Below are 19131 nucleotides of genomic sequence, written 5' to 3' on the forward strand. Positions count from 1 at the left end.
GGACTAATCCTCCGCTAGCCGTTGGACAATCGTCACAACTGACACGTCATACATTTCTGCATAAGGTTTCACATAAACTTCCCGATCCAGCCCATAACTATCTGGTTTCGTTTTAATAACCGTACCGATCGGCAAGTTAGCTGGAGAATTCCCTCCAAGACCGGATGTCTGGACAACATCCCCTTCTTTGATATCCGTATCACCAGTTAATTGGGTCACCACTAAGGCATGGAGCTTTTCATCATAGTTTTTAAGCAAACCAAACGCTTCGCCATTAGCCGAAGATACCCGTACTGGAAAATGATTGGAGCTTTCATTAGAGGATGACAGTAATTCGATTTTAGACGAAGCCGTATTGACCTCGATCACTCGGCCAATCAATCCTTTTTGCGACATGACTGCCATATTTGCTTCGATACCGTCTTTAGAACCCTTGTCTACGATCAGCATGTCCTGCCAACTGTCAGGCGAACGAGTAATGACATTTGCCGTTACTTTTTCGTAACTAGTCAGCGTCTGATTCAACTCAAGTTCTTTTTTCAACGATTCGATTTCTCTCTCGTAATTCTTGTTTTGCTGTGAAACGTCATCATAGCTATCGATTTTTTCTTTTAGCCGCTCATTTTCGGCATAAGTTGAAAAAAGATTATGGACAGAATCTACTCCATTTCGTACCCACCGTACTGGGGCAGAGATTGTTTTATCAACCATTGCAACACTGTCATTAACGATGGATTGGAAGAAATTGGGCTTTCCTTCATTCGCTCGCTGCGCAGCGGTCACACTTAGTATCGTCACCACGATGATAACAATAACCAAGGTAATAATAATATTTTTATTAGGATTGAACTTCTTCACAAAGACACCTCGAATTAATTAGACTCTTGTGTTCAATTTTATCACTAAATGCCGTGAAACAAAAGGTAAGTTGCTCCTCTTAAGCTTTTTTTTAGCAAATAATAGATTCTGTCATTTTTAGCCTGAAAGACAAATTTTTTTATTTGTTTATGGATCAATCTTTGCTTTGAATAACTGCAATCATACCATCTGAAAAAGAAAATTCTGCGGTATCTGAAAGAAATTCGTTACTTGCATAAGATGTCGGATATTCTACTTCTTTATTTTCCAATACATACTTGCTGCCTTTTAATGTAAGATTCGAGACGGGAGTCAAGCAGCAATAAGCTAAATACTTCATATCTGGTATCTGTCTTACTATATGCTCTCCAGGCAAATAATAAGACAAATAATTTTGACAATCTCTGATAATAAGCTGATGGGCAAAGGGTTTGAAGCGAGGTTCCATACCTAACCAGAGATTGGCTAAAAGATGATCCAATCTTCCGCCCGTAGCTCCAATCAAAGTGACTTCCGCTTGCGGGTAACGTTCAAATGTTTTTAAGATACCTAACTGTGTATCTGTATCGTCTTTTTCTGCAGGGGAACGGGTATACTCTTTGGCTTTTGCAAATACTTCCTTCTGCTCTTCGTTCGACAATGAATCAAAATCACCCACTGCCAGATCTACTGGGTAGCCTGCTTGAAGCAGGTACAGCGCACCACGGTCTATCCCGACATAGGCATCGTATTTGGACAGCAGAGACTGCGGCCAGTTTTGCGGATTACCTCCAGCAGCTAATAAAATTTTCATTTAGTCTAATGCCTCTTTTAATCGTTCGATTTGTCCGACTGGATTTTCGGCTCCATAGATATATGATCCTGCAACGAAGACATCCGCCCCTGCATCTTTACAGATTTTTGCTGTTTCTGGAACGATTCCGCCATCTACTTCGATTGCATAAGTCCAATTGTTCTCTCTACGTAGATCAGCGAGTTCCGTAATTTTTTCTACTGTTTCTTCAATAAAGCTTTGTCCGCCGAACCCAGGATTGACAGTCATGACTAGTACTTGATCAGCCAAAGGCAAAACATGTTTGATCATGGAGACTGGTGTTCCTGGATTGATAACTACTCCAGCTTTAACTCCTAAGCTTTTTGTCATTTGAAGTGCCCGATGAATATGAGGAGTTGCTTCGACGTGGACAGTAATGATATCTGCTCCAGCTTTTGCAAATGCTGGAATGTAGTTTTCTGGATCAACGATCATCAGATGGACGTCTAACGGTAATTTAGTAACAGGACGGATTGCCTGAACAATATTTGGCCCTAACGTGATATTTGGGACAAATTGGCCATCCATGACATCTACGTGGATGTAATCTGCGCCTCCTTTTTCCACTAACTCAATGTCTCTTTGTAAATTGGCAAAATCTGCACTCAAAATGGATGGTGCTATCTTCATTCTTGTTTCCTCCTATTTTCGTTTACCTTCTTTTTTTGCATACATTGGTTTTCTTTTTTCGATTTCTTGTAAGAATTGCAAATAATTGTCGTAACGTGTCTGTGCGATACCACCTGTTTCTACTCTATGTTTTACTTCGCAGCCAGGTTCTTTAGCATGCATGCACTCTCTAAATTTGCAATGGACAGAAGCTTCTACAAATTCCGGAAATTGTCTCGGCAGTTCTCCTGCTTCAATTGTCAAAAAGTCAATCGAGCTAAATCCTGGTGTATCTGCTACTAACCCACCATAGATAGGAATCAGTTCCACATGACGTGTTGTATGCCGTCCTCTTCCAAGTGCATCAGAAATCTCTCCTGTTGCTAAATTCAGTTCCGGTGATATTTGATTCAGTAGCGTCGATTTTCCTGCTCCAGACTGACCCATAAAGACCGATAGCCGTTCTGGGAAGTAACGGATCAGTTCTGTCGTATCACCCGTATGATTGGGTACAATCACCGGATAGCCTATTTTAGTATAGGTTTGCTTGATCTCTTCGATTTTTTCTGGGTCATCTGACAAGTCGGTCTTTGTCAAAAAAATAATCGGTTCGATCGACTCGTATTCCAAGGTAACTAGAAAGCGGTCAAGTAGATTATAAGAAAATGCAGGCTCTACGATACTTGTGACAATGATTCCAAGATCAACATTTGTGACTGGTGGGCGAACTAATTGATTTTTTCTCGGCAAGATTTCCAGAAGATAGCCGTCTGTTTGATTTTCACTCTCAAAGATCACCTGATCTCCGACAAGCGGCGTGATTTTCCGATTCCGGAAATTTCCTCTTCCTCTTGTTTGATAGGTCTCTCCGTTTGCGTATACATAGTAAAAACCGCTGATTGCTTTTCTGATTTGTCCTTTGATAAGTGCCACCTCCGTTTTTGTTTATTTTACCATACGAAGAGGAAAGTAGGTGTTATTCCATGCAAACTTCTCAAAGTATAAGGCTTGAAAATTGATCAAAAGAGATAGAAACACAAAAAAGAGAATGCAACAAATCAATGTCGCATTCCCTTCTGATATATTTTATTCAGCACTTATTTTGAACTTTCTGAGGTGCTAGCTGATGAACTTGTGGAGCTGGAAGATTCTTCTTTTGAAGAGTTGCTTGTGCTACTGGAGCTACTTGAGCTGCTAGAACTGTCTGAAGAGTCTTTTTCAGAACTAGAAGACGCTGGATCTGGTCCTTTAGAGTAAATTACGTTCACAACCATTCCTTTGGTAATTGTCGTTCCTGCCCCTGGTACTGTACGAATCACTTTATCTTTATCCACCGTGTTTGAATATTCGGAAGTCTCATGCCCGATATATTCTGCACCGACACTAGCTAAATAACTTTGTGCTTCGCTTTTTGTATAGCCGGAGATATCATTCAATTTAGGCTCTGTTCCTTGGCTTACGACAAAATTGATGTAAGTTTCTTCTGCTACAACTTCAGCCGAGGCTGGATCCTGACTGATGATCGAACCTGATGGTACAGTGTCGCTATAGTCATAAGTAGCACTAATATTATTGATATTGAATCCTTGTGTAACAAGCCAGTTACGAACAGTTTCGTAGTTTTCTCCTACATGACTACTCAAAGTCACTGTTTCTGGTCCTTTGCTGACTGTGAAAGTAATCGTGTCTGTTTTAGGATCGACTTCTGTATCTTCTGATGGAGATTGCGAAATGATCATTCCGCTTTCTACCTCTGAACTGAATTCCTCTTCTTTTTGAATCAAGTCAGCAGAAAACCCTAATTCTTTCAAACTTGCTTCGGCATCTTCATAACTTTTACCACTGTAATCATCTAATTTGATTTTTTTCGTGCCGCTACTAATATACAGAGTGACTTCGCGTTTTTGCTTGACTGTCGTTCCCGCTGCCGGGTCTGTCTTCACTACATTACCTTCTTCGATTTTGTCATCTGCAATTTCTTCTGTTTTTGTTGCTACTTCTAATTTCGCTTTTGCGAGTGTTTCTCTAGCAGAAGCTTCAGAAAGATCAGAAACATCAGGAACAACAACTTCTCCTCGCCCGCCAGAAGCAAAGAATACAGCTGTTCCGATTCCTAAAACAGCAAGAATAGCTAATAGGATCAGCCACCATTTTTTCTGTCCTTTCTTTTTAGGATCAGGCAGAACTTCTTCCTCCTCTGGTAAGGTTTCGTTTTCTGGCTTGTCTTTTGGCAGAGGCATAGATTTGAATGAATCAGGCATTGGTGCATCTTCCGTAAGGGGTGTGATAACTTTTGTTTCATTATCCATCACATGAGGCTGCCATTTTTCTTCGTTTGCACGAGCTGGTGATAATACTGTAGAAAGATCATCAGACATTTCCTCGGCTGACTTATAACGGTCTGCAGGTTCTTTAGCCGTTGCCCGTAAAATCACGTTTTCCAGTGCTTGTGGCACATTTGGATCAAGTGCTTTTATAGATGGAAGATCATCTTGAAAATGTTTTAAAGCAATTGTTACAGCAGATTCACCATCAAACGGTACGCTACCCGTCAACATCTCATAAAGGATGATCCCTAAAGCATAAATATCTGACTGCTTCGTTGCCATACTTCCTCTGGCCTGCTCAGGGGACAGATAATGAACAGATCCTAGCATCGTATTCGTCTGCGTGATCGATGTTTCAGATAAAGCGATAGCAATCCCGAAATCCGTGATTTTTACAACACCTTCATTATCGATCAGTACGTTTTGGGGTTTCAAATCTCGGTGGATGATTTGATGGTTATGAGCTAAAGAAATAGCAGAAAGGATCTGCTGCATAATATTTACTGCTGTTTCATAAGGAACAGGATAATGTGTTTGGATATATCGTTTCAAGTCCATTCCTTTGACGTATTCCATCACCAGATACTGCATGTTGTCTTCTTCACCAACATCGTAAACACTAACAATGTTTGGATGAACGAGTTCTGTTGCTGCTAAAGCTTCTCTCTGAAATCGTCGAATCGCAGTCTGGTCATTTTGAAAGTCAAATCGTAAGACTTTAACTGCTACATCACGATCCAAGATTAAATCGTGCGCCAAAAATACATTTGCCATACCACCGCTACCGATATTTCCAGTGATTTGATAACGGCCATTTAATTTTTTTCCCAACTCGATCATACACTGTCCTCCTTATATTCGATAAGAAGAACGGTGATATTATCCGCTCCGCCTGCTTCATTGGCACGATCAATCAGCTCAGTTACTTTATGAGACAATGGGCCTTCTTGATTGATGATCGTTCCTATTTCTTCTTCAGACAGCATGTTCGTCAAGCCATCTGAACATAACAGCAGTCGATCTTTTAGTTGCCAAAGATGAGTAGAAACATCTACTTCGACTGTTCCAGGCATGCCGACAGAACGTGTTAAAATATTTTTCCTTGGATGGTTCACTGCCATTTCTTCGCTGATTTCTCCTGATTTGACTAGTTCATTGACTAAAGAATGATCCTCCGTCAATTGCATGATTTTATCTTCACGAATCAAATAAGCTCTGCTATCCCCAACATTGGCAATCGTGAACCAGTCATCTGACAGAGCGGCCGCTACGATTGTTGTTCCCATACCGTTATATTCCGGCTGTTCTTGTCCACGCTGATAAATCAGCATATTTTCTTCTTGAATCGATTGAATGAACCATTGGGCGATTTTTTCATCGTCAACAGCTTCTTGTTTTTCCCAAGCTTCGCCTAGATTCGTTACCGCCATCTGACTGGCAATGTCTCCGGCACGATGACCACCCATCCCGTCTGCTAATACAGCAAGCTTGAGACCTGAACGGCTGGTAAATACACTGGCATAGTCTTGATTTGTGTTACGTCGTCTTCCTACATCTGATTGATATTCAATCTGCATTTTTTCACCTCATTACTTTTTGCGCAAACAACAAATGAAAAATCCATCTGTGTAAAACTGATGCGGATACAAAGTCAACATTTTCTCTTCGATTGATGATTGTAGCATAGGATTGGTCAAAACATCAATCCTCTCAAAATCAGGGTGTCTTTCCAAGAAAGCAGAAACAACGTCTTGGTTTTCTTCTTTTAAGATCGTACAAGTGCTATAAGTCAGAATACCGGAAGACTTTAAAGCTGGTGCGCAGCTTTCTAAAATTTCCAATTGGATTTTTGGTAAATTCGCTAATTCATCCGGCTGTTTTTTATAACGAATATCTGGTTTTCGCCGAAGCAGCCCAAGACCTGAACAAGGCGCGTCTACTAAAATCCGATCAAACTGCTCTGCTTCGAACTGTTTACTGACTTCTCTAGCATCCATCTTTTGAGCGTAGACAGCAGAAGAGACACCTAGACGTGCTGCATTATCTTCAATGAGTTTGACTTTGTGTTCGTGTACATCTAAAGCGACCACTTCTCCACCGCATGACGGATCTAAAAAAGAAGCAATATGCGTCGTCTTACCTCCGGGTGCTGCACAGGCATCTAAGACATGATGTTCAGGCTCGATTTGCATAGACGGCGCTACAAGCATCGAACTTTCATCTTGGATCGTCATGACGCCATCGTGGAACAATGAGCTAGAAGCTAAATGCCCTTTTTTCGCTACTATACCGTATGGACTGACTTGGCTTTTTTCAGCTGTGATCTCTTCTTCTTGCAAAACAGTGATGGCCTGATCTCTGGAAAGTCGGCGTGTATCTACTCGGGCACTAGCATGGCTAGGCTGATATAGCGATAAACCGAGCTTTTCAGTTTCTTCGTATCCGATTTGATCCACCAGTCGTTTCGTCATCCATAGAGGCAGGCTGATTTTGAAAGAAAGTCTTTCGATAGGATCAGCAATGCCTTGCAGATCTGGTGCTCCTTGACGCTGATAATTCCTCAAGACACCATTTACAAATTTCCCTGTCCCAGGATTTCCTTTTACTTTTGCGATTTCGACCGCCTCGTTTAAAATAGCATGTGCAGGGACTTTATCTAAAAATTCTAATTGGTATACAGAAAGATAAAGAAGCGTCTTGACCCAGTCATCCACTTTTTTTGCTTTAGCGATCAATGGTGCAACGTAAAATTCCAATAGTCGCTGATGGCTAATCGTACCGTAGATCAATTCTGTAAATAAACCCACATCTTTTTGATTTAGCTCGCTTTGTTTGATCATCTCATTCAACAAAAGATTCGAGTAGGCGCCACCCTTGTTCACTCGCTCTAATGTCAGTAATGCCATATATCGTACTGATTTTTTCATTTTTTTAGGGATTTTTTTCATTATTTCACCTGCTGACCAATCTGAACTTGCTGACCGCTTCCGTTAAGGAAATCATGTACGGCCTGTTTTCCTTTACCAGCTGGCTGTAATTCATTGATGGCTAAGACGGTCTGTTTACCGCAAGCAATCCATAGATTTTTTTTGTCTTTCCGGATGATCGTACCAGGTGCTTTGTCTGTAGTTTCTGCCAATACTTCAACCGATAATAATTTCCAGCGTATGCCCTCATAGGTCGTGAATGCAATTGGCCAAGGACGCATTCCGCGTACTTGGTTGTCAATTTCTTCTGCAGTTTTATGCCAATCGATTGCTTCTTGTTCCCGTGTGATGTTTGGCGAAAAAGTTGCTTCTGACTCGTCTTGAGGTACTGGTTTTTGTCCATCCAAAATATTGGGCAATGTTTCTAGCAATAGCTTTCTTCCTAAAAGGCTAAGCTTTTCAAACATCGTCCCTACATCATCTTGTTTAGTGATTGGTATGCTTTCTTGCGCATAGATTCCGCCTGCATCCATTTTTTTGATCATTTCCATGATCGTTACACCAGTTTCTTTCTCCCCATTCATGATGGCATAATGAACAGGCGCACCTCCCCGATATTTAGGAAGTAAAGAAGCATGGACATTGATTGCCCCTAATTTTGGTACTTGCAATAACTTTTCAGGCAAGAATTGGCCAAATGCCGCAGTGACGATCACATCAGGCGCCAATTCAATGATTTCTTCCATTTCTGGCGAACCGGAGATTTTCTCTGGCTGCAGCACACGGATACCGTGCTTCAGAGCCGCTTCTTTTACCGGTGTCGGCGTAATTACTCGTTTCCGCCCAACTGGACGGTCGGGCTGTGTTACCACTGCCTGGATCTCGTAACCTGATTCTATCAGCCCTTCAAGAATCGGCACAGAAAAAGCAGGTGTGCCCATAAATACTAGCTTAGTCATCAAGATGTTCCTCCATATATTCTTCAAGTTCTTCTTCCGGGATCTGCTGTATCATTTTCTCAATGAACAAGATACCGTCTAAGTGATCGATTTCATGCTGGAAGGCACGGGCTAAATAGCCAAAAGCCGTCACTTCTATCTCTTCTCCGTCTCGATCATAATAACGCACGGTCACTTCATCTGCTCGCTTGACCGTTCCATAGACATGCGGAATACTGAGACAACCTTCTACGTCAAGGCTTTCACCTTTTGCTTCGACGATTTCTGGATTAATCAGTTCAAATTTCTCGCCTTCATCTACTTCGATCACAGCAATTCTCTTGTTTTGTCCTACTTGAGGAGCAGCGATCCCTATTCCGTCATTCGCAATCATTGTCTCATATAAATTGTCTAATAAAGCGATTGTCTCGTCCGTGATTACATCGATTGGCTGAGCAGTTCTTTTTAATTTATCATTAGGGTGGATCAATATAGGATAGCGCATAATTTGGCCCTTTCTTAAATAAAGTTTAATGGTTCGTTGTCAATTGCCACAAAAAGACCTTGTCGCTGTTCTTTCTGGCTTCCATTCAAAATTTCATCCAAAACATGAGGAAGATTCGGTTCATGTTTATATTTGATGATTAGTTGATAATAATATCGGTTTTTCACTCTCAAAATCATGCTGGGCGTTGGCCCTAATAGCAAGCTTTGAGGGCTTAACACTTCTTTTAGCTGATTGGCAATCTGAAAGATTTTCTTTGCCGCTACTTGTTCTTCAGGATGGCTGGCGGTTATTTTCACAGTAAAGTAATAAGGAGGATAGCCTCCACGATGCCGTACATGCATTTCCTGCTGATAAAACTGCTCATAATTTTGTTTTTTAGCCAATTCTATGGCGTAATGTTGAGGATTGAATGTTTGGATCACGACTTCGCCTGCTTTTTCCGCTCGCCCTGCTCGTCCTGAAACTTGGGTAAGCAATTGGAATGTATGCTCACTAGAACGAAAATCCGGTAAATTCAGGGAGGTATCAGCATTCAACACCCCAACTAATGTCACTTCTGGAAAGTCCAAACCTTTAGCAATCATTTGTGTCCCTAATAATATATCTGCTTCTTTTGCACCGAATTTTTGTAAAATCTGTTCGTGTGCCCCTTTTCTTCGAGTGGTATCTACATCCATACGCAAAATCCTAGCTTGCGGATAAAGTTCTCGGAGTTCCTCTTCTACTTTTTGAGTACCTGTTCCATAGTAGCGGATTTTATTGCCGCCACAATTAGGACAGCGATTGGGAATAGGTTCTTCATGTCCGCAATAATGGCAGCGCATTGAACGTGTATCCATATGCAGTGTAAGAGAGATATCGCAATTAGGACATGGAAGAACAAATCCACAGTCCCTACACATCACAAAAGACGAATATCCTCGACGATTGAGCAGTAGGACAGTTTGTTCTTTTTTGTCTAATCGATTTTGTATTTTTTCCTGCAAATTAGCAGAAAAAGTAGAGGTCCGATGATTCTGAAACTCTTCACGCATATCTACGATCTCAATAGCTGGAAGCTGTGCAGCTGCTTTGGCTCGGTGGTTCAACTGCAATAACTGATAAACGCCTTTTTGAGCTCGTGCTCTTGATTCTAAAGAGGGCGTCGCGCTTCCTAGAACTATTGGGCAATGATGATATTTACTGCGCCAAATTGCTAGATCTCTCGCATGATAACGCGGTGTCTCATCTTGTTTGTAACTTGATTCATGTTCTTCATCGATAATGATCAGCCCGATATTTTTCAGCGGGGCAAAAATAGCAGATCGTGCGCCTACTACTACTTGCGCTTCTTCCCGCTCAATCTTGCGCCATTCATCATATTTTTCACCTTGGGAAAGTCCGCTATGTAAGACCGCAACTGATTCTCCGAAGCGTCCTTTGAATCGCTCGACCATTTGCGGAGTCAATGCGATTTCAGGCACTAACATAATAGCCGTTTTATTTTCTGACAAAACATCAGCGATTGCCTGAAGATATACTTCTGTTTTCCCGCTGCCAGTGATTCCCTCCAGCAAAAAGACCTGATCTTTTTGCTGCTGACCTGCTGTGATGATTTGTTCGACAGCATTTTTTTGTTCTGCATTCAGTTCCAATGCCGTCGTTTGGTCAAATACTCGGTCTTTATAAGGGTCGCGATAACGTTCTGATTCTATAAACTCCAGCCAGCCCTTTTCTTTTCCTTGATTCAAGACAGCAGTACTGATTCCTTTATTTTTGAAATAAGCAATTGGTTCTTCTTGGCTCAGTTCAGATAAACACAAAAGAAGTTCTTTTTGTTTCTTGGCATTTTGCCGTAATTTTGCCCATTCTTCTTCGATTTGCTTTTCAGTTAACAAAGAACGGACCAAACGAATCGTTTTTACTTTATTTCGTGTATGGACTTCATATTTGATATCTACTAATTGCTCTTGGCGCCAGCGAATCAATTGAGAAAGGCTGCCTTCTTCTTCTGCTTCCTTCCAGGAAATCACTTCTCGCTGATCAAACAATACCTGAACTTCTGGTGTGTCTGCCAAAGGATAGATTAATTTATCATATTCTGCTTTCATCACACTCGGAAGCATCGTTTGTAGACAAGTGATTTTGAATGCGTAAGTAATTTTTTTCATATAATCAGCTAATGAAAGCAATTCTTCATTGACCACCGGAGCAAGGTCTAGCAAACGAATAACTGCCTTCAAAGATGGATTAGCTGATTCTTCTGATTTTTGGATAGCCATAACAAATCCTTGGACATGACGATTGCCATTACCAAAAGGGACTTCTACTCGCATCCCGACTTGCAAAGCTGTTTCCATTTCAGAGGGAACCAAATAAGTGAATGGCTGATCGGTCTGCATAGTAGGTACGTCCACAATGACTTCAGCTGTTAATGTCATGGTTCGTTTCCTCCTTTTTTTGTCTTTTCTTATCAAGCGACAAAAAGTTCCTTGCCTATTTTACTAGAGATCGATGGATTTGTCTTATCTTCTGCCAAATCCTAACAAAAAATTAACAGCAGATAAGAAAAAAAAGAACTGTGTCAAAAAGTTCAGACACAGCCTTTTCTACCAGACAATAAGTGGCGAATGTTTGAAAAGGAAACAGCTGGGTTTGCTTTTCTTTTTAGATGTTCGCTCTATTTTTCTTTATTACATTTTTTGCTCTTCACGGATACGTGATTCCAATTCGTGTTGTTCACGCTCTTTTTGTGCTTGACGTTCCTCTTCTTCCATCTTCAAACGTTCACGTTTTAATTCAGGATGTGGATCATTGACTACATTTCCTGCATCGATTTCTTCTAAAGCTTGACCGACGCTTTTTACTGAATCAAAAGAATCTAGAGTAGGCTGTGCACTTGCATCCAATTCATGCGCGCGTTTACTTGCTAAAATCACTAGAGAATATTTTGAATTTACACGATCTAATAGTGAGTCAATTGAAGGTTTTAACATCATAAGACTACATCTCCTTTAACATTTTAATATATTTACCGATTACGCGATCTACTCGAAAATGTTCACTGGCAATAATGTTTTTGATTCGTTCAACTGCTAGCGGCACTTCATCATTTACAACAGCATAGTCGTAAAGAGCCATCATTTCGATTTCTTCTTTTGCAACTTTCATTCGTTCTTCGATTACTTCATCTGCATCTGTTCCTCGGCCTACGATCCGTGATTTTAATTCCGCTAAATCTGGCGGAGTCAAAAAGATGAATACACCATCGGGCACTTTTTCTTTGACTTGTTTTGCTCCTTGGACTTCAATCTCCAAGAAAACATCTTTTCCTTCATCCAATGTCTTGTTGACATATGACAAAGGAGTTCCATAATAATTCCCGACATATTCTGCGTATTCCAGCATCTCTCCAGCTTCGATCATTGATTCAAACTCTTCTTTGCTTCGGAAGAAATAATCAACGCCTTCGACCTCCCCTTCACGCATTTTACGGGTAGTCATTGAGATCGAATACTGAAAATCATTATCCTCACTCTCAAAAATTGCTTTTCGTACTGTGCCTTTTCCTACACCGGATGGACCAGACAACACGATTAATAATCCACGCTCTGACATGACGACGTCCTTTCAACTAGTCTTTTTGTACTTATCGTTTATTTTGCACTTTTTTTCTGCAACTTTCAAGGTTATCTTTAATTATAGCTAGAAATTGGTAAAAAAGCTACCCTGTACCAAGAGGTCGTAAAAAAGCTGTCCTGCATCAAGTAATAAGAACAGCCAAACATAAACAGTTTCTCATGTTTTTCGTTTGGTTGGGGTTATTATCGCAGATGCAAGCTTTTGAACGCCGTGTATAAGAGGTCGTAAAAAAGCTGTCCTGCATCAAGTAATAAGAACAGCCAAACATAAACAGCTTCTCATGTTTTTCGTTTGGTTGGGCTTATTACCGCAGATGCAAGCTTTTGAACGCCGTGTATAAGAGGTCGTGAAGAAGCCGATTAGTTTCGAGTATGAAGAAAAATTTTGTGAAAATAGTTTCTCACATTTTTGCATAAATTTGGCTTAATACCGAGAAAATGGTTTTTGAACATCACTTATTCAAAATAAAAAAAGATTGTGACACGAATTTTGTCACAACCTTTAAATGTATTCCTAGAGCAAAGAAGCTAAGCGAAGAAATCCAATTCTGATTATTTATTGTATTTCTTTGTTCAGCATCCTTGCTAAAAGCCCATATTGGACAAAGTATTCACTACACCCATGATCTCATCTTTTCGAGAACGTGCTTTTTCTGTCGGATCTTCTACCTCTTCTGTGTCGATTCGAACAATAAATTTCCGATTCATCGTCACGTAAGCACCGTCGTTGATCAAAATAAACAGTTCGTTCTCATTATAGTCTGCACAGGCATCTTTCCATACGTCAAAGCCGTTTTTTTCAGAAGGGATATCCCGTTTAACCACAGTTTTTCCACTTAATTCGTGGAACGTTACGTCATAGTATTTCATTATCTCTACCTCTTTCGTCATTCAATATTTTGTACTTGTTCTCTGATTTTTTCTAAGATCGTCTTAGACTGGACGACTTGATTTTTAATTTCGATTGCATTTGATTTGGAACCGATCGTGTTGATTTCCCGATTCATTTCTTGGATCAGGAAATCTAATTCCCGACCTACAGGACATTGTGCTTCGATAAGTTCATCTAGTTTTTGTACATGGATCGCCAGACGATCCAGTTCCTCGTGAATATCTCCGCGTTCCAACAAGATGGCTAGCTCCGTCAACAACCGTTGCTCATCGACTTTCGCTCCAAGAAATTCCTCCAGCTTTTTTTGATACCTTATTTGAAATTCCTTTTCATAGATTTCTACAAAACTATCGAGTTTTTTTAGTACTTCTTTGAATTCTTCAGTATTCTTTTTCAACACTAAAGCTAAAGCTTGACCTTCTTTTTCTCGACTCACCTCAATAGAGTCAAGTGCGCTTTTCAATGTATCTAGAGCTAACTGTGCCAATTCTTCCATGCTCTCTTCCGGTTTTTCTTCTACCGTTACGAAGTTTTCGTCCAGCGCGAAGCGTTCCGCCATCCGACTAATTGACACTTGATTTTGACTACCGTATCGTTGTTGAATTCCGTCTGTCAATTGAGTGATAAGTGAATCAATCAATTCCCAGTTGATGACGATCTGTTTTTCGTTTTTGCCAATATAAGCTAGATTCACAAATACTTCGATTCGACCGCGGCTTAACTGCTGTTTAATAAGCTGACGAAAATCGTTTTCAATAAAGTTCAGGATTTTAGGACTTCGTATTTGAACATCTAGAAAACGCTGGTTGACACTTTTTATTTCAATATCTAACTGATACGCTTTTGTTTCGCGGATGGCTTTGCCAAAACCAGTCATACTTTTCATTCGACAGGGTCCTTCCTCATTACATATTTTCTATTGCTTTTTGCAGTTGTTCAAACTCTTCGTTCGTCAATGTCAGGCCTTTCCCCATTTTTTCATGGTCTGGCGCCCAATCTCGAAGATCGAATTTTGGCGGGCGACCATTCCAGCTGACTAGGTTCAGTTCTTTACGCCACCCCTTGTTGTTTTCTGACAATATAGCGATTTCTTCTACGATTTCATATGAAAATTCTTGTGCCATGGTTGTTCCTCCTTGAGATAATATAAATATAGGATCAGTAACGTGTCAACTGGTTGCTTAAGCAATTCATGCTGCAAACGATCCTTGCGTTTTCCTTGTAGCAGAAAATCAAAATAAACAGTTTTCGTGCGCTCATTTTGTATTTTTTGCTGGTATTTTCGATACCTTCGCCATTCTTCAGTACTTAATTGACCAATTTGTGCCAATAAATCATTCGGCATACTTTTTATATCTTGTTGGCAGATCATTTGAATCATCATGTCTACTTGATAGATTTCATTGGGCAATAAAAAATGTTTTTTTGCTAAAAGTTCTAGCATCGCCAATCCGCATGTCTCTGGTACGACCCTGTTCTTATATAAATTACGCAGTTTTTGCCAAAATTTTATGCTTTTGAAAAAAGATAATTCTAACTGAATTTCTTTTGTTAAGTAAGACAAAAATCCTCGCCAGTATGTTCTTGCAGGTTTAACAGAATGAAATGTATACCAGTTCCCATAGTAATAGCCTAATCTTTTTTTCATTTCCAGATAGCCTAATTGTAAATTTAATTGGTTCCTTTGGCCATCAAAAAGCAGAAAGCTGCCTAGTGTCCACAATGTTTGACATTTCCAATGGATAAAAATGTCTGGCATACGAATTTTTTTCGCTGGGCCTGGCCCTTGCACATCTACGACAAATGCCTCTGTTGCTCCTTTGTTAATCGCAATATCAATAGGTATTTTGTTGCGATACCCACCGTCTGCATATTTATTTTTTCCGATCTTTCGATAAGCCATAGCGGGATAAAATGAAGCAGAGGCGAGTATCCAATCTGGTATTTCTTCTGTTTTTGTCTGTTGGATATCAGTCACTACTTCCGCTAGTTCTGGCAGTTTAGTAGACACCGTATATAAACGTATTTTGGGATTATGTTTGAGTAAGGACAAATCTAAATTGTCTTTGACCATCTTTTCCAATGGAGCAGAAGAAACCCCGCCTTCAATTAGTGCTGTTTTCGTCATTTGGCGTCTTTCTCGATAGAAGCGTTCACGAAGGTCTTCAACCGCAGCCATTTCTGGTAACGCAAGCACTTGTCTTGTCGACAGCTTTTTCCATAAATTCACAGCTTTTTTCATATCTCCTTGTAAAATCAATGCGCCGTTCAACGCACCTACCGATGTACCTGTGATAATCTCAAAGTTGATATCATGTTCCTTCAGCGCCTGCCACACACCAATCTGATAAGCACCGTGCGCTCCTCCTCCACCTAAAACAAGTGCTGTATGATAGACCAGCTTTTTATTTAATTGTGTGGTTCCTTGATAGCCGTTTTTATGAAAAATACGCAACCATTCTTCTGATAGAGGAAATTGAAATAAAAAACAACAGTTTTCTTTAATAAAAAAACGAGCGCAAGCTTCCATATACCGAAAAAAATTTTTCCATTCAAAAGTTTCACCTTCAATCAACAGATTATTAAAAATAACATTTCCTCTACTTTTAGCAATAGTAAAATAGACGGTATATTTTTTCGATACTGCTTTAAAAGCACATTGCTTTTTTGCAGAACGCCAAAAAGCGTCTCTACTTTCTTGATGACTTTGAAAAAATGGAAGGGGTTGTTTTGCTTGCTGGATAGGCGAATACAGCGACATTTTCTGTGAAAAGTAAACTTTTTTTATCTCCATCGCTCTCTCCTTTTTCTTCAAGTATACCAGTACGTCATAAAAAGGTCATGAGTCTCGTATTCGACTTTGTAGATTCCATAAGAAAACAATTCATAAAACCTCCTTTAAATAAAAAATACAAAAATCACAAAAATTAATTGAAAATGAGAGTGTTTTCAATGAAAACGTGATTTTGTAATGGAATTTTAAAATAAAAGAAACAAGCTTTTTTAATGCAAATGTTGTAAAATAAAAGAGATTAAGAGGAAATAAGAGGAGGAACATGATGACTGAGTCAGTTTATGTACATATTGATACCACAAGTAATGCTGTTTTAACAAAAGGGCTGACTGCTACTGACTTTGCAAACAGTATCGTGCATTTTCCTCAAAACTTGCTCTTGCTTGATCCATCTGCTTCTGCTGGAGAATATGAATCCCATACAGGGCTGAAAGTAATCCGTGGTACAGAAAATATTCAGCGTTTCTTTTCCTCTTCTCGTAACAGGCGTGGATTCGATGAATTGAAGTGGATCGACTTTACTGATTTAACGATGCTGAAAGAATTGACACCTTTAGAAATTTCAGAATTATTATATTTTGGTCATATGAAAACACATCTTCATTCGCCGTTTTTTTATAAACTACAGAATAATTTTGTATACTTCGATCTTAATGATCAGCTGAATCGGATTTATTATCGCTATTTAGATGAATTTTATAGGATTTTTGCTAGTAAATTAAGTTCGATCTTGTCAGATAAGATCAATGTAAAAAAATCTTTTTTCAAAAAAGAAACACCTGTTGAAAAAATCAGTGTGGAATTATTGAAAGAAATGCGTAATTTGATGCAGGAAGGGATCATTTTTTCTTTTGATCAAGTTGGTTTGATCGATGGTGAATATCGTATCCCAATCTATGTGATTGAAGATTATATTTGGAAATTAAAAGGCACCCGGTATCGAGAAGAGGAAATCATCGCTACTTTAATCTACTCTGTCACCGATCGACACTGGCAATTGGTGGAAGATGCCGATCTTTCTTATCTGCCATTGAAGTAGATCTATTTCTTATCAAAAAATAAAAAGGAAACAAGAAACTAGGACATGATTCTGTCTCAAGTTTCTTGCTTCTTTTTTATTTACAGCTCCTGTCGTTTATCTGGCACAAAAATCGAAGGAATCGTTTGTTGGATCCCTAATAAAACGATGATCGTTACAATAGCTGTACTCAACCCGCTGGCACCATTCATTACGAAAGAAAAGAGCCAAGGATTCATCCCCCATAGTGCATACGCTCCCCAGAAAACCACTCCTGCAATAAAATGCCAAAAATATCTGGAAAGTGCGCCAATCAATGCACCAAACACGATGCTTTTTCTAATTTGTTTCGTATTATCGTCTACATAGCCTTTTTGGACATTTGAAGCCATGAGCCCTGCTGCGCCTGCAAAAGTATAGGCAATCGGGTACTCAATCAACACTTGAACGACACTTAAATAATAAACTTGTCCCAACGGAAAATGTAGGATGCCCCAAATGAAACCTGCCAGCATCCCTGCCTTTGTCCCTCTTCTTAACGCAAAAAGAGTCAATGGAATCTGCCCTAATGAAATAGAAAAACTGCTGCCGATCTGGATCGGAATCAACGACAACACCATCGCTAACGCTGCAACAATCGTTCCTTCTACCCAAACTCTATTTTTTCCCATAAAAAAACTTCCTCCTTTGAATAAAAAAGTCACAAAGGAGGAAGCAGCTTTCGAAAATAGTCAAACAGCTGTTTATTCACAATTCCTACGCTCGCATAACCGATACAGGTACGAAGGGTTTAGAAATAGATTCAATCTCAGCCCAATTGGACTCCCCTTTGTGAGTTTATTTATTATTTATTTTTTGTTTCAAACAATGGACTAACTGGTTTGTTTTCATGGATACGTTTGATTGCATCTCCCATTAGTCCGCCAACACTTACTTCATCGATTTTGTCGATTTTACGATCTTCTGGAAGATAGATCGAGTCTGTAACAACTAGACGCTCGATAGCTGAATCTTCTATTCTTTGTAAAGCAGGGCCGGATAATACTGGATGTGTACATGAAGCATACACACTGGTTGCACCAGCTTCTTTCAAAGCATTGGCAGCCAATGTGATCGTACCTGCTGTATCGATCATATCATCGATCAGTACACAAGTTTTGCCTTTGACTTGTCCAATGATATTCATTACTTCTGCAACATTTGCTTTTGGACGGCGTTTGTCTATGATCGCAATCGGAGATTTCAAAAATTCCGCTAATTTACGTGCCCGTGTGACACCACCATGGTCTGGTGAAACAACGACAACATCATCGCCTTTGATTCCTTTTTCTAAGAAATAATTGGCAATAAGTGGCGCACCCATCAAATGATCGACTGGAATATCAAAGAAACCTTGGATTTGGACTGCATGAAGGTCCAAAGTCAGCATTCTTGTTGCACCAGCTTTTTGAATCATGTTTGCTACTAATTTCGCTGTGATTGGTTCCCGTGCACGTGCTTTACGGTCTTGACGCGCGTAGCCATAATAAGGCATGACTACGTTGATTGTTTTTGCACTTGCTCGTTTCAGTGCGTCAATCATGATCAGCAACTCCATCAAGTTATCATTGACTGGGCTGCTCGTTGATTGAATAACATAGACATGCGATCCACGAATACTTTCTTCAATATTTACTTGAATTTCTCCATCACTAAATTGAGTAACAGATGATTTTCCTAACTCGACGCCGACTGCTGCTGCAATTTTCTCTGCTAATGGGCGATTGGAATTTAACGCAAAAATTTTTAATCTTGGGTCAAAGTAATGTTTTGACATGGGGACCTCC

General features: G+C 39.8%; 19 protein-coding genes and 1 riboswitch. Of the genes, 1 reads left to right on the top strand and 18 read right to left on the bottom strand.

Translation table 11 applies throughout. The features are described from left to right. Window positions 1-3: 3 nt before the first annotated feature. The 16 genes from mreC to IGJ87_RS11475 form a co-directional block, all read right to left on the bottom strand. Window positions 4-858 (bottom strand): rod shape-determining protein MreC, encoded by an 855-nt coding sequence (gene mreC / locus IGJ87_RS11400; protein ID WP_002298185.1) that lies wholly within the window; start codon window positions 856-858, stop codon window positions 4-6. Window positions 859-1012: 154 nt separating this feature from the next. Then, window positions 1013-1651 (bottom strand): thiamine diphosphokinase, encoded by a 639-nt coding sequence (locus IGJ87_RS11405; RefSeq protein WP_002287382.1) that lies wholly within the window; start codon window positions 1649-1651, stop codon window positions 1013-1015. Next, the gene (gene rpe, locus IGJ87_RS11410) at window positions 1652-2302 is read right to left on the bottom strand and encodes a ribulose-phosphate 3-epimerase (protein ID WP_002287380.1); all 651 of its coding nucleotides are present in this window, start codon (window positions 2300-2302) and stop codon (window positions 1652-1654) included. It lies immediately after the preceding gene. Window positions 2303-2314: 12 nt separating this feature from the next. Beyond that, window positions 2315-3214 (bottom strand): ribosome small subunit-dependent GTPase A, encoded by a 900-nt coding sequence (gene rsgA, locus IGJ87_RS11415; RefSeq protein ID WP_002287379.1) that lies wholly within the window; start codon window positions 3212-3214, stop codon window positions 2315-2317. 164 nt (window positions 3215-3378) lie between these two features. After that, window positions 3379-5448: a Stk1 family PASTA domain-containing Ser/Thr kinase gene (gene pknB, locus IGJ87_RS11420; protein WP_002328223.1), complete on the bottom strand. Its 2070-nt coding sequence runs from the start codon at window positions 5446-5448 to the stop codon at window positions 3379-3381. Next, a complete protein-coding gene (locus tag IGJ87_RS11425) occupies window positions 5445-6185 on the bottom strand; it encodes a Stp1/IreP family PP2C-type Ser/Thr phosphatase (RefSeq protein ID WP_002287376.1) in 741 nt (246 codons plus the stop codon). The genes pknB and IGJ87_RS11425 overlap by 4 nt, the downstream gene beginning before the upstream one ends. A 12-nt stretch (window positions 6186-6197) precedes the next feature. After that, the gene (rsmB, locus tag IGJ87_RS11430; protein WP_002328224.1) at window positions 6198-7556 is read right to left on the bottom strand and encodes a 16S rRNA (cytosine(967)-C(5))-methyltransferase RsmB; all 1359 of its coding nucleotides are present in this window, start codon (window positions 7554-7556) and stop codon (window positions 6198-6200) included. Further along, window positions 7556-8494, bottom strand: coding sequence for a methionyl-tRNA formyltransferase (gene fmt / locus IGJ87_RS11435; protein WP_002301208.1), 939 nt, complete (start codon window positions 8492-8494; stop codon window positions 7556-7558). Before fmt ends, rsmB begins: the two co-directional genes overlap by 1 nt. Then, a complete protein-coding gene (gene def / locus IGJ87_RS11440; RefSeq protein WP_104889186.1) occupies window positions 8487-8978 on the bottom strand; it encodes a peptide deformylase in 492 nt (163 codons plus the stop codon). Before def ends, fmt begins: the two co-directional genes overlap by 8 nt. Window positions 8979-8992: 14 nt before the next feature. Beyond that, window positions 8993-11401 carry a primosomal protein N' gene (priA, locus tag IGJ87_RS11445; protein ID WP_002287367.1) on the bottom strand — a complete coding sequence of 803 codons (2409 nt, stop codon included), beginning with the start codon at window positions 11399-11401 and terminating at the stop codon, window positions 8993-8995. Window positions 11402-11653: 252 nt separating this feature from the next. Further along, on the bottom strand, window positions 11654-11959 hold the full coding sequence (gene rpoZ / locus IGJ87_RS11450) for a DNA-directed RNA polymerase subunit omega (RefSeq protein WP_002287365.1): 306 nt from the start codon (window positions 11957-11959) through the stop codon (window positions 11654-11656). A gap of 4 nt (window positions 11960-11963) precedes the next feature. Continuing rightward, entirely contained in the window at window positions 11964-12578 is a 615-nt protein-coding gene (gene gmk, locus IGJ87_RS11455; protein WP_002287358.1) for a guanylate kinase, read from the bottom strand. A gap of 608 nt (window positions 12579-13186) precedes the next feature. Continuing rightward, window positions 13187-13471 (bottom strand): hypothetical protein, encoded by a 285-nt coding sequence (locus IGJ87_RS11460; protein ID WP_002287356.1) that lies wholly within the window; start codon window positions 13469-13471, stop codon window positions 13187-13189. 17 nt (window positions 13472-13488) lie between these two features. Next, window positions 13489-14379 carry a YicC/YloC family endoribonuclease gene (locus tag IGJ87_RS11465; RefSeq protein WP_002301205.1) on the bottom strand — a complete coding sequence of 297 codons (891 nt, stop codon included), beginning with the start codon at window positions 14377-14379 and terminating at the stop codon, window positions 13489-13491. A 19-nt stretch (window positions 14380-14398) separates the two neighbouring features. After that, entirely contained in the window at window positions 14399-14617 is a 219-nt protein-coding gene (locus IGJ87_RS11470) for a YdbC family protein (protein ID WP_002287352.1), read from the bottom strand. Continuing rightward, window positions 14587-16287, bottom strand: coding sequence for a patatin-like phospholipase family protein (locus IGJ87_RS11475; RefSeq protein WP_002301203.1), 1701 nt, complete (start codon window positions 16285-16287; stop codon window positions 14587-14589). Before IGJ87_RS11475 ends, IGJ87_RS11470 begins: the two co-directional genes overlap by 31 nt. A 265-nt stretch (window positions 16288-16552) precedes the next feature. Here IGJ87_RS11475 and IGJ87_RS11480 point away from each other — a divergent pair, with 265 nt between their 5' ends. Beyond that, window positions 16553-17326 (top strand): hypothetical protein, encoded by a 774-nt coding sequence (locus tag IGJ87_RS11480; RefSeq protein WP_002298196.1) that lies wholly within the window; start codon window positions 16553-16555, stop codon window positions 17324-17326. An 80-nt stretch (window positions 17327-17406) separates the two neighbouring features. On the opposite strand, the gene thiT is transcribed toward IGJ87_RS11480, so the two are convergent. Together thiT and IGJ87_RS11490 are read right to left on the bottom strand one after the other, a co-directional pair. Further along, window positions 17407-17976 (bottom strand): energy-coupled thiamine transporter ThiT, encoded by a 570-nt coding sequence (thiT, locus tag IGJ87_RS11485; RefSeq protein WP_002301201.1) that lies wholly within the window; start codon window positions 17974-17976, stop codon window positions 17407-17409. A 65-nt stretch (window positions 17977-18041) separates the two neighbouring features. Next, window positions 18042-18144, bottom strand: a riboswitch (TPP riboswitch). A gap of 5 nt (window positions 18145-18149) precedes the next feature. After that, on the bottom strand, window positions 18150-19121 hold the full coding sequence (locus IGJ87_RS11490) for a ribose-phosphate diphosphokinase (RefSeq protein ID WP_002287347.1): 972 nt from the start codon (window positions 19119-19121) through the stop codon (window positions 18150-18152). Window positions 19122-19131 lie beyond the last annotated feature (10 nt).

Origin of the sequence: Enterococcus sp. DIV1411a, assembly GCF_050531945.1 — a bacterium.
GTDB lineage: Bacteria > Bacillota > Bacilli > Lactobacillales > Enterococcaceae > Enterococcus_B > Enterococcus_B faecium.